The sequence below is a fragment of the Pontibacter sp. HJ8 genome (assembly GCF_054824225.1).
On the sequence record NZ_JSYF01000253.1, the window covers coordinates 1 to 12,328 of the forward strand.

Annotated in this window: 11 protein-coding genes; 6 read left to right on the plus strand and 5 right to left on the minus strand. The window is 49.6% G+C overall.

The annotated features are described in order from the left end of the window. Positions 1–134: 134 nt before the first annotated feature. The 3 genes from OB13_RS11975 (at position 135) to OB13_RS11985 (ending at position 2,631) form a co-directional block, all read left to right on the plus strand. Positions 135–998, plus strand: coding sequence for an SDR family oxidoreductase (locus OB13_RS11975; protein WP_461490403.1), 864 nt, complete (start codon positions 135–137; stop codon positions 996–998). Between the two features lie 123 nt (positions 999–1,121). Beyond that, positions 1,122–1,955, plus strand: coding sequence for a 4,5-DOPA-extradiol-dioxygenase (gene ygiD, locus OB13_RS11980; protein ID WP_461490404.1), 834 nt, complete (start codon positions 1,122–1,124; stop codon positions 1,953–1,955). A gap of 205 nt (positions 1,956–2,160) precedes the next feature. Continuing rightward, complete coding sequence (locus tag OB13_RS11985; protein ID WP_461490405.1) at positions 2,161–2,631, plus strand: hypothetical protein; 471 nt, start codon at positions 2,161–2,163, stop codon at positions 2,629–2,631. A gap of 270 nt (positions 2,632–2,901) precedes the next feature. On the opposite strand, the gene OB13_RS11990 is transcribed toward OB13_RS11985, so the two are convergent. The 4 genes from OB13_RS11990 to OB13_RS12005 form a co-directional block, all read right to left on the minus strand. Then, on the minus strand, positions 2,902–6,102 hold the full coding sequence (locus OB13_RS11990) for an efflux RND transporter permease subunit (RefSeq protein WP_461490406.1): 3,201 nt from the start codon (positions 6,100–6,102) through the stop codon (positions 2,902–2,904). A gap of 37 nt (positions 6,103–6,139) precedes the next feature. After that, a complete protein-coding gene (locus tag OB13_RS11995) occupies positions 6,140–7,285 on the minus strand; it encodes an efflux RND transporter periplasmic adaptor subunit (protein WP_461490407.1) in 1,146 nt (381 codons plus the stop codon). Between the two features lie 18 nt (positions 7,286–7,303). Beyond that, positions 7,304–8,635 (minus strand): TolC family protein, encoded by a 1,332-nt coding sequence (locus tag OB13_RS12000; protein WP_461490408.1) that lies wholly within the window; start codon positions 8,633–8,635, stop codon positions 7,304–7,306. Between the two features lie 199 nt (positions 8,636–8,834). Then, positions 8,835–9,407, minus strand: a complete 573-nt coding sequence (locus tag OB13_RS12005) for a TetR/AcrR family transcriptional regulator (RefSeq protein ID WP_461490409.1) — start codon at positions 9,405–9,407, stop codon at positions 8,835–8,837. A 196-nt stretch (positions 9,408–9,603) separates the two neighbouring features. Between OB13_RS12005 and OB13_RS12010 the strand changes: the two genes are divergently transcribed. Further along, positions 9,604–10,074, plus strand: a complete 471-nt coding sequence (locus OB13_RS12010; RefSeq protein WP_461490410.1) for a DoxX family protein — start codon at positions 9,604–9,606, stop codon at positions 10,072–10,074. A 159-nt stretch (positions 10,075–10,233) separates the two neighbouring features. Here OB13_RS12010 and OB13_RS12015 read toward each other — a convergent pair whose 3' ends face one another. Further along, a complete protein-coding gene (locus OB13_RS12015) occupies positions 10,234–10,926 on the minus strand; it encodes an SGNH/GDSL hydrolase family protein (RefSeq protein ID WP_461490411.1) in 693 nt (230 codons plus the stop codon). 171 nt (positions 10,927–11,097) lie between these two features. Here OB13_RS12015 and OB13_RS12020 point away from each other — a divergent pair, with 171 nt between their 5' ends. Next, a complete protein-coding gene (locus tag OB13_RS12020; RefSeq protein ID WP_461490412.1) occupies positions 11,098–11,556 on the plus strand; it encodes a hypothetical protein in 459 nt (152 codons plus the stop codon). A 225-nt stretch (positions 11,557–11,781) separates the two neighbouring features. Further along, complete coding sequence (locus OB13_RS12025; protein ID WP_461490413.1) at positions 11,782–12,189, plus strand: hypothetical protein; 408 nt, start codon at positions 11,782–11,784, stop codon at positions 12,187–12,189. Positions 12,190–12,328 lie beyond the last annotated feature (139 nt).

Sequence of the window (12,328 nt, forward strand, 5' to 3'; positions counted from 1 at the left end):
GGGGTGACCAAGAAGCTCTTAACAATACAGCAAACCTGATCCGGACGATCGGTTTTGAACCGGTGCTATACCTGCAGCAGGTATAGCAGCTACACAGAATTAAATAAAATTTTAAACGATAAAAGACACACGATATGATACTGATAACAGGCGCAAACGGACATTTGGGTAGTGCAGCAATCGACTTTTTGCAGAAGCAAAATCCGGATGCAAAAATAGCGGGTTTGGTTCGCGAGGAAGCAAAAGGTGCTGCCTTGAAAGAAAAAGGAGTAGATCTTCGGATTGGTGATTACTATGATATTGCTTCATTGCAGCAGGCTATGCAAGGTATAGAAACCCTTTTGCTGGTTTCGTCCGGTTCCATGGAAGACAGAGTAGGCCAGCATACGAACGTCATCAACGCGGCCAAAGAAGCAGGTGTGCAGCACATTGTATATACCAGCATGGCCCAGGCAGACAAATTGCTTAGTCCTTTGTCTTCGGATCATGCGGACACCGAAAAGGTTCTGAAAGCTTCCGGCGTGAAGTATACCATCCTGCGAAATACATTTTATACCGAATTTCTGCCGCTGTTCTTAGGAAACGCCCTGGAAAGCGGGGCTTGGTATTTCCCGAGCAATGGCAAAAAGGTGAATTTTGCACTACGCACGGAGATGGCTGAAGCGGCGGCAAATGTGTTGGCACAGCCGGCCGGCCATGAGAACAAGACCTACGAGCTTACGTCGGGTAGTGCCCTTACGTTAAGTGAAATTGCCACTGCTTTAAGCGAAGCGACAGGCAAAGACATAACTTATACCGATGTTCCGGTTGACGCTTTCAAAGCCCAGTTGAAGCAGATAGGTTTACCGGAAGAAGCCATTGTAATGAGTGTGATCGTAGCAGAAACGTTTGTGAACGGCGCGCTGGACTATACCGGAAATGATCTGCAGGCATTGCTGGGTCGCGCCCCTGTTGATACCATAACGTACGCGAAGCAACTTGTAAGCAATCTAAAATAAGCCCCTGAACCTAGTGCTGTCCATACCCTGCTGTAACACGCGTCAGGTAGGAATAGCACCGGCAAATGCATGATTATGGAGCGCAAGACATTCATTAAAACATTAATCACAGGAGTAGCAGGTATGACAACGTTGTCAGCATTCAGTAAATTTACAGACGGGTTGAAAGAAGACGGGCAGCTGATGCCTGTCCTCTTCATCGGGCATGGTTCCCCCATGAATGGCATAGAGGACAATGCGTTTTCACAGCGGTGGAAGAAGATGGCGGAGGATATACCTGTTCCCAAAGCTGTTCTGGTAGTATCGGCTCACTGGCTCAGCAAGGGCACCCGGATCACGGCCATGGATTTCCCGAAAACCATTCACGACTTTGGCGGCTTTCCGCAGGCACTGTTCGACGTGCAGTATCCTGCTCCCGGGCACGCTGAACTGGCCAAAGAGACGGCGGCCTTATTTCAGACAACAGCTGTAGAACTCGATCATGACTGGGGCCTGGACCATGGCACCTGGACAGTCGTGCGGCACATGTACCCGGAAGCCAACATCCCGGTGCTGCAGTTGAGCATGGATTATACCAAGGGTCCGGAATACCACTACAACCTGTCCAAGGAACTGTATAACCTCCGGAAAAAAGGCGTGCTGATCATCGGTAGCGGCAACATGGTGCACAACCTGCGCATGGTCGCCTGGGACAAGCTCACCGCCGATTCCTATGGCTTTGACTGGGCCCTCCAGGCCAATGATACATTCAAAGAGCTCATTACGGCAGGCGATCACCAATCCCTGATCAAGTATGAAAGCCTGGGCAGAGAGATACAACTGTCCGTACCGACACCCGATCATTACCTGCCGCTCCTCTATACCCTGGGCTTGAAAGGCAGCAAAGATTCGGTCTCCTTCTTCAATGACAAAGCCGTTGCAGGTTCGCTGACCATGACATCCGTAAAGTTCGGGTAAGTCTGATCTATACCTATACCCCTAAAAGCCGCTTATCCATCCGGGGAGCGGCTTTTTCGGTTTATGTACACTGCATTTTCCGCTTGTCTGCCTCGTTTGCCGGAGCGTGTTTTGGAAGGAACTTACCACTAAATTCATTACTTTTACACGCGTCTCCTGCTTTGCGCAGTGTTCTATAATTTCAATCTCAAATCAATACCAGCCTTTGAATCCTCAAATCAGAAATCAAATAAAAGCCCTTGCTATTTATCAGCTGGCAGGTGGCATACTGGGCATCGCCCTGACGATCTGGGTCATGTTTGCCGGAGAGTTGGTCCTCTCACAAGAGGTACTTCGCTTCGGGATTTTCGCTGTCGGTCTGTATGTGTTTTCCATTCTTTGCGGACGCATGCTGTTCCGAAAGCCAAAACTGGGTCTGAAGCTCTCACTGGTGAACCAGGTGTTGCAGGTTATCTACTTTTCCTTCGGCTCCTACGCCTTCCAGTATGTAGCAGGCCTGCGCATAGGTATAGGCATGGACATGGTAGAAGGCTGGATCTTTAAATTTCGCCTCGCCCTCTCCTCCTTCCACTTCAGCCTGGGCACAGACCTGGACCAAAAGTTCATCGGCATCAACCTGGTCGCTTTGTTCCTTATCTTCTGGATGGAGCGACTGCTGGAAAAGCTAGATTCATAAGGCACTTCGCCCTTTAAAATCAAAAGGCCCGGCTGTAGAAGCCGGGCCTTTTTTGGTAGTTGCTATACCTGCGCCTCACAGAAAAGATAGTTTAATCAAGCGGATGATTCCGAACCGCAACGGGTCTGGGCTTGTACATTTCTAGTCATACTCCGTCTCTATATGGGCATCTACCATGGCAGCATGGCATAACAATTTGCCAGAATAGGAATAAAAAAGCCCCGGGTAGTTTGCTACCCGGGGCTTTTCTTCTACGCACATTATACGTTGTTACGCATGCGGATTCACATAGGCAGGGTCACCGCCTTCGTCTTCATCCGGGCGATTGTTGCCTTGCGCCCGTAGCGCAGCCAACCCTTTCTTGCCATAGGCTATTCGGGTGATCACCACGTACAGCACCGGCACCACGAAGATAGCCAGGAACGTTGCGGCAAGCATACCCCCGATCACTACCCAGCCAATCGTCTGGCGTGACACGGCACCGGCACCGGAGGCCATGGCCAGCGGAACCACACCGAGTATAAAGGCCAGCGAGGTCATGATGATAGGCCGCAAACGCAGCTTCACTGCCTCAATGGTTGCCTCGATCAGCTCCATGCCCCGGTCCACGCGTTCTTTGGCAAATTCCACAATTAGAATGGCGTTTTTCGCGGCCAGACCGATCAGGGTGATCATACCTACCTGGGCATACACGTTGTTATCCAGTTTAGGCAGTAGCGTCAGCGCCAGAATGGCACCGAAAATACCCAACGGAATGGCAAACAGGATAGAGAACGGCACGGACCAGCTTTCGTACAGTGCTGCCAACAGCAGCAATACCAGTATAATGGACAGCGCGAAAATGTAGATGGTCGTGCTGCCGGATGATTTTTCTTCACGGCTCAGACCGGAAAATTCATAGCCGTAGCCCGCCGGCAGTACCTCAGCAGCTACCTCCTCCAATGCCTGCAGGGCCTGACCGCTACTGTAACCCGGTGCAGCACTACCATTAATGTCAACAGAACGGAACAGGTTGTAGTGAGAAATCACAGACGCTCTTTCCTCTACCTCCGAGTTTACCAGGGCACTTAACGGAACTGCTTCCCCCCTTCTGTTCATGACATAATATTGCTTCATGCTCTCAATGTCCATTCTGAAAGACGTATCTGCCTGGGCTACCACCCGGAAGTTTCGGCCGTAACGCGTGAAGTCATTCACATAACGGCTACCCATGTAAGTCGACATGGTGGCGTAAATATCAGCTACGTTTACGCCCAGTTGTTTCGCCTTATCACGGTCAACCTCCAAGTGGTAACCTGGTGTTCTGGCGTTAAAGAAGCTATACGCCATGGCAATTTCAGGACGGGCATTGGCTGCTCCCAGGAACTGCCCCATTACCTGCTCCAATTGTTTCACATCGCCGGCCTGGCGCTGCTGCAATACGAAGGTAAAACCACCTGTTGCTCCCAGACCAGGTATAGCCGGCGGTGCCACCACAATTACATTTGCTTCTTTAAGAGAAGCAAACTTTTGCTGCAAAGTGGCCATTACACCGGCAAGCTTCTCCGATTCATCCTGTCGTTCTTCCCAGGGCTTCAACTGCAGAAAGAAGGTACCACTGTTCGACTTAAAGGAGAAGTTGATCGCGTTCAATCCGGAGATGGCGGTATAATTCCGAACAGCAGGTACGGTCGCCATAATTTCGCCCATCTGTGCCAGAATAGCATCTGTTCTGCTTTTTGATGCACCTTCCGGTAACTCTACCGATACAAACAGACGGCCTTCGTCCTCAGTCGGGATAAAGCCCGAAGGTTTGTTCACAAACATACCCGCCGTGCCTACATACACACACAACAGCAGGATCAGCACCAGCGGTGCCGCTTTTATGCTTTTGCGCACACCCACTGAGTAGGATTCAGTAGTGCGGGCAAACCAGTTGTTGAAATTGTAGAAGAACTTGTTCAGGCCCCTGGATTTCTTGTTCACGTTCATCGGCTTGAGCATGATGGAGCAGAGTGCCGGTGTGAGCGTAAGCGCCACGAAAGCTGAAATCAGAACCGAAATGGCAATGGTGATGGCAAACTGCTGATACAGACCACCCACGATACCAGGTATAAAACCAACCGGTATAAACACTGCCGCCAGAATCAAAGCAATTGCAATAACCGGTGCCGTAATGTCCTTCATGGCTTTTCGGGTTGCTTCCCGGGCCGAGAGCCGTTCATGGTCTATGTAATGCTGCACGGCTTCCACTACCACGATGGCATCATCCACCACAATACCAATCGAAAGCACGAAACCGAACAGCGTCAGCGTGTTGATGGTAAAGCCCAGCGGAATGAAGAACACGAAGGTACCGATGATCGATACAGGTATAGCCAGAATAGGTATTAGCGTTGCACGCCAGCTCTGCAGGAACAGGAACACCACGATGATCACCAGTATAAGCGCCTCGACCAGCGTGATCACCACCTCGTTGATAGAGGCTTGTACCACGGATACGGTCTCGAATGAAACGATATAATCCAGGTCGGCTGGGAAGGATGCCTTCAACTCATCCAGCGCGGCGTAAATACCCTCGGATGTGGCAAGGGCGTTACTGCCCGGTGCCTGGTAGATCAGCATCATGGTGGCAGGATTGCCGTTGATGGAGGCGCCTCTGCCATAATCAAACTGGCCAAATTCTATGCGGGCAACATCGCGCAGGTATACCAAGGATCCATCAGCAGGGTTGGTACGCACGATAACATTCCCGAATTCTTCCTGCGTCTGCAGACGGCCGCGTACCGTGATCGGGTACTGGAAAGCCTGGCTGCTCTGCTGCGGCGTGGCACCTACCGTACCGGCTGCCACCTGCATGTTCTGCTCCTGTATGGCGGCAGTTACCTCGTTTACACCAATGTTGTACTGGGCCATTTTATCCGGCTGCAGCCAAAGGCGCATGCTGAAGTCCTGGCCGATGGCAAAGATATCCCCCACACCTTTCACACGCATCATCGCGTCTTTCACATAGATGTTGGTATAGTTATCCAGGAAATCGATGCCATGGGTGCCTTTCGGAGAGTAAATTCCAATTACCATCATGATACTTGGGTTACGCTTACGCACGGTCACCCCCAGTCGTCTTACTTCTTCCGGCAGGGCGGGTTCGGCAATACTGGCCCTGTTCTGCACATCCAGGGTGGCAATATCAATGTCAGTGCCCACTTCGAAGGTAACTGTCATGCTCAACATACCATTGGTGTTGGTAGAGGTAAGGTAAGCCATGCCCGGCGAACCGTTGATCTGTGTCTCTATCGGCGTGGCGATTACCTGCTCAATCGTCTGGGCATCTGCACCGGTATAGCTCGCCGACACGGACACCGTTGGCGGTGAAATGTCAGGATACTGGGTGACAGGCAAGTTCATCATGGCCAGCACACCCACCAGCACGATCACAATTGAGATCACGATGGCGGTGACGGGCCGTCTTATAAATACTTCTGAAATCATGTTTCTTTATTTAATTTCTTCTTAAGATGGATAGAAATTACTTCTTGCCTGTAGGCTGTGGCTGGCCGCCTTGCTGCGGGGCACCCACTTGTACTTTGGCACCCTGGCGCAACCTCTGCACACCTTCCACTACAATCTGCTGCCCTTGTTTCAGGCCTTCGCGCACGACAATGTTGCCACTTACCCGGGTTCCGAGTTCAACATTCTGCTGCACCACCGAGTCGCCCTGTACGACATATACATAAAACTCACCGAGCTGCTCTGTCACGGCTTTGTGAGGTATAACCACTTGTTGCCCTATATCCTGGTTGAGGACAGCTAACGTCACGGTCATACCGGGTATCAGCACGTCATCCGGGTTCGGGAACTGTATCCGGACGGTAGTGGTACCAGACTGGCGACCGATCGCCCTGTCAATAACAAGCAGCTTACCCGGGTGTTTGTACGTTTCGCCATTGATCAGAAGGGTGAAAAGAGAATCCGGCTGATTGCCCTGCTTCATTCTGTTGAAGCGCGCGATCTCCTGCTCGTTGATCGGGAAATCCACCGCAATGGGATCAGACGAAGAGATCGTGTTCAGCAAGGGCTGACCAGGCGATACCTGGGCCCCTACCCTTACCTGCGAGATACCGATGTTACCGGTAAAGGGCGCATTGATAACGGCATACCCAACATCAGTAGAAGCGCTCTGTACCTGCGCCTGTGCCGAAGCCACCTGCGCCTGCGCGGTCTGTACTTCGGTGCGTGCATAGTCTACCTGCTGTTTGGCGATTGCGTCGCGCTCGGCCAGCCTTTCGTAGCGTTCCAGGTCCTTTTGTACCCGTGCCAGGTTCGCCTTGGCACTCTGGAGGCTTGCGCGCGCCTGTTGCAGGCCAGCGCGGTACTTGCTTTGGTCTATTTCATACAGTTTCTGGCCTTTGGTCACATGCTGCCCGTCCCGCACATAGATGTTAGTGACATAGCCGGCCACCTGCGGGCGCAGCTCCACTTCCTGCAACGGCACCACCGTAGCAGGGTAAGTATCTGTTCCTGTCACTTTTTCTTCTGCCACCTTAAGGGTATTCACCGGAACCGCCATGGCAGCCGGGTTCATCGGCGGATTTGCTGCTTCGTTACTACCACAGGATACCAGTATTGCCGGGCTGATGATGGCTGTAGCCAGCCATACGTACTTATTTTTCATTATCTTATTTCGTTGATATTATGGATTGATATTTATGTTTCCTAAAGCCCTTTGGTAGTCCAGCTTGCTTGACAGCAGGTTATAAAGCGCATTGTAATAATTGAGCTGGGTGGTGCGAAGCTCACTTTCCGCCACGATGAGATCGACATACGCTTTTACGCCTTCGTCATACTGCAGCTTGATGATATCGTACACTTCCTGCGCCATTTTGAGGTTGCTCTGCAGGGTACGCCACTCGGTATAATCGCTCTTGTAGTTGGCTAACACCGTCTGGTATTCTGTGTTGAGCGCTCTGCGGGTATCTTCAATTTCAACATCCAGGCGGTCTTCCTGCAGCTGGGCAATTTTGATGTTCTGCAGCCTTTTGGTGCCTTGAAAGATCGGCATCGAAACCTGGAGCCCTACTGCTGATGTCGGGTAAGACTGGTTATACAGGTTAGAAAATTCATTGTTGAAATACAGGAAATTGTAGTTGCCAAAAGCGGAAACAGTTGGTAGGAAGTTCCACTTATTGTAAGCCGTATTGAGCAACAGTAACTCCCGCTGGGTCTGCAGCTGTTGCAATTCTATCCGGTTCTCGAAAGCGATCACCTGCGTGGTATCGATCAGAACGACCTGTTCCATCACGCTGTAGTCATAGGCCAGTTTGATGTCCTGCTCGGTTGGGAAGCCCATGAGTTGTTTCAGGTAAGCCACTCTTGCCTTGATACCTTCTTCTGCCCGCTTCCGGTCGCTCCGGATATTGGCCAGGGTAATGGCGGCACGCTGGTAATCGGTTTTATCCACCAATCCTACTTCATACCTGCTTTTGGCATCGTTGAACTGCTTTTCCTGACGCACCAGGTTCACATCCAGTATGCGCAACTGCTCCTGGGTGAGCAGCACGTCGTAGAATGCTTTGCTCACATCCACAACGGTATTGATCTTCACATCCGTCAGCTGCTGATCCAGTTGCTGCCTGGTAAACCGGGCTGCTTTGGATGCCAGCAACAGGTCACTGTTGAATATGGTCTGGGTAGCCTCCAATGCGGCATTGGAAGTATACTTTTGGCCAAGCGTAACGATCTGGTCCCCAAAAGGCTGCTGCTGCAGTTTGATATTGTGTGTACCGTTGAAGCGGGCACCTATCTGTGGAAACCAGCCGGAAAGGTTGGATTTGATCTCCCGCTCTCCAATTGATTCGTTTATTTTCGCTTGCTCCACGGCGGCCCTGTTTTCAAGCGCAAATTCCACGCACTGCTCCAGTGTCAGGCTGTCGGTGGCCGCCGGCGTTCCGGTCTGGGCCAGCATTACTGTTGGGAACAGCAAACACCCGGTCAGGAGTGGCTTTAATCGTTCTATAATTCTCATGTATACTCTTGATGTACTGTGTGTTGACGATTGGTATTAAACGTAAGCAAGCTCATTCCTGATAGCTGCTTTCTGTAAAATCTCTTTAATTCCTTTTTTCAGTGTGAAAGGAAACTGTTGTTAAATGGTTAAACATTGATATAATTTTCAAAATTGACAGAAGGAATACTGGACTGGAAAACAAGGTATGGAAGGTGTTTTATCTGTTTCGCATGCCGTCCCAAAGAATCAGCGGAATCTGTTCCAGCTCTCCGGATTGCAGGGTGAGTATGCCGGCAACCTGAATCTTAGCAGTTGATATGATATTGCTGTGTGCCAGGGTGCCCAGTATTTTAGGGCTGATGTGCCTGAGATGGCCTTCCGCAATGCCGCGTTCAAAAAAAGCGAACAACAGCCGGTGAAATTCATCCTGCTCCAGACCAACCCGGCACTTGTTATAAGGGGAGTTTGTAAATTGTTCGAAGAACTTAAACACGTTCGGATTGTCCCTGTAGAAGGTATAGAGGCCGAACCACAGATTAAAAAAGCACTCTTTGAAAGAAACTGTAGCGCAGTCTTCTTTTTGCACCACCGCTTTTACCTGCTCCTGAACGTATTTGAACAGTTCACAGATAAGGTGTTCCTTGCTTTCAAAATAATGGTAAATGGTGCCTGCTGCCACGCCTGCCTGCTTAGCCACTAGGCTCATTGGCGTACCATGAAACCCGTTTTCCCTTACAAGGTCTAACGTACTTTCAAAGATCGCTTTCTTCTTTTCTGCTATAGGCTCCATATCAGCTTATTATCAACTGAACATTCATTCGGTTTACAAAAGTAAGGAGATATTAGCCAAACTCATGAGCTTTTATATTAAATTTTCATAAAAAATGGAGGGACACCAAAAAGAATTGTAACAGAAGCAGTATCCGTAAGGAGACTCTAACCCGTATATATAAAAATATAGATTTAGGACTTAAACTGCTAAAGCCATGGCTACTACCCAGGATCTTTATCACCCACAGCATATCAACAGTGCCAATAATCCGCTCTGGATGGACGGTCTGCGTGTTCTTTTGGGGCTATTTCTCTTTTTTAAAGGCCTCTTGTTCCTGGAGCATACGACAGATGTGTTTTACATTTTCAGTTCAAGCCAGGACATCCTGTCGGCCGGTAAGGCGCACATGCTGACCAGTGTGGTGCATATTGTGGGTGGGCTGATGATTGCTTTCGGTTTTCTGACCCGCCTCGCACTCCTCTGTCAGTTTCCGATCCTCATTGGGGCGCTGCTGATCGTAAACCCGCAGCGCGGTGTCAACTTACATAATTATGAGCTGGCCCTTTCAGTCATCGTGATAGGGTTGCTGCTGTTCTTTATGATCGTTGGCCCCGGACGCTACTCAGTCGACAATAAAATTCTACGTCCGAAACAATCGGAGTCCGAAGACGACCAACAGGTATAGCTGAATTCATAGGTCTGGAAACTAAGCCGGATAACCTTCTTTCTTCCTATACTTATTCCCCCTGATCTTTTTCCAAAACCTGACCCGGGTATAGGCTAAGATTCAACAACCCAGGTATAGCCCAGGCTTACCGACTCCCGGGCTATACCTGGTACTCGATCATTTCTGATTCAAAGCTTTTGCAATTGCCTTTTCTGCGAGCGGCGCCATGACTTTATACCCTGCTTCGTTCGGGTGTACGCCATCCGTTGAATAAGCCGCCTTCAGCCCCTTGCGCTCATCTGCCATGGCCGGGAAGTAATCCAGGTAAATGAAGCCGTTCGCGGCAGCATAGTTTTTGAGTTGTTCATTCAGGCTTGTGATCTTGCCCACCGGTTGCAGACCTGGTTTCCAGGGATAATCAAAAACAGGCAGCACCGAGCAAAGCACGACTTTGATGCCATGTGCTTTTGCTAGCTCCGCCATGGAAAAGATGTTATCTGCTATCATTTTGAGCGTGGAAGGCCCAGTGTTGCCGGCGATATCGTTGGTTCCGGCCAGTATCACGACAACAGCTGGCTTGAGATCGATCACATCAGCCCGGAATCTGAGCAACATTTGCGGCGTAGTTTGTCCGCCTATCCCCCGGTTGATGTAGGGCTTACCAGAGAAAAACGCAGGGTGAATATTTCCCCAACCTTCTGTAATCGAGTTGCCCATAAACACAATCCTGCGTTCACCGGAAGCAGGCAAGCCGAGTTTGGCATTTTCCTCCCGGTAACGGGTTAAGTTTGCCCAGTCCTGGGCGGTGACGCTATTTCCCGAAAGCAGGAGCAGCAAAAGGGTACCGAAAAATAGTTTAATTTTTCTCATCAGTTTAGTTTAGCTGCAGCTAGTAAAGACTCAGTTTCAGTTAACGATTTATTCTGTTATATGGATAAGCTAATATACACATTCTGGCGGCACGTCCAACTTACAGACTAACATGTGCCTACCAGTGTAGTTTAAAACACCTGACCGGAAGAAGGCTATACCTGAAGGCAGTTGAGCATTACAGTCACTGATATCAAAATAAGAAGGGGACTCTTGGTTAATCAGCAAGTAAAAGAGTATTTTTGGACAATGGGTAATCTTTCAAGATCTTGTCTGCTGCTGCTCCTCGCCTTTTTGCTGTCTTTTGCCGGCGGCTTGGGTGATGGTTTCTGCGTAGGTATACCCCAAACAGCATCAGTAGGTATAGGCGAGGATGATCCCCGCTCAAGTCTTTCCCAGAGCGGGCAAAACAAATTTAAATTCCTTGACAGATCCGGTGATAGCTTTGTAAGCCCGGTTAACCAACTGCCTGCTCCGAATTCGAACAATATCCTTGGCTTTGTAAATAGCTGGCATTCGACTGAGTGCAGAATTCAAGGCATTGCTACGCAGTATCTTTTACAGTCAAAGGCAATTTGCCTTAGCCTGGCAAGCAGTGATATCATATTCCCCTTCCATTACTTCTGGTAATCCACTCTTAGTTTTTGAGAAACGCTCAAGCGCCTCAATCTTACAAAAATTTTTAAAGCCAGCCCGCAGATAGCTTTGACAGCTTATCAGCCAGGGCAGGGTATATTCTGTATTTTACAAAAAACAAAGATGGATTTAGAAACAATCATCATCGGGCTCCTGTGCCTACTAATATTCGTGGGACCTCTGCTTTTGATTCAGAGAAATTATAAGAAGAAAATAACGATGCTCTTACAGGATTTCAGGCAGGTAGCCGGGCAGCATCAGCTGAATATTTCGCAGTATGACACCTGGGACACGATTTACACGATAGGCATTGCCCCGGATCAGCATAAACTGCTCTACACCAGAAAACAGGAAGGCAAGGACCAGGAAATTGTCATCGACCTGACCGAGCTTAGCCAATGCAGGGTAAATAACCTGAGCACAGAAACGAACGGCAACAGGATCATTGACAGGATAGAACTGGCTTTTATACCGCGTCATTCGAAACATGCAGAGCAGACACTGGAATTTTATAACCGGGAAGAAAGCCTGAATCTAAGCCAGGAACTGAAGCTCGCTGGAAAGTGGCAGACGATAGTAGCTGCCCAGTTAGCATCCGCACCCCAGTTGGCCACGACCAGCAGTTAATACGGCGTGAGGCAGGAATATAGTAGCCTATGTCTTTACCAGATATAAAACTACTTTATGTAAAATGTTTGAAGGTCCGGGGTGATTCATCCCGGACCTTTTTTTGTGGTGCTATACCTGATTTCTTATACCTGCACTT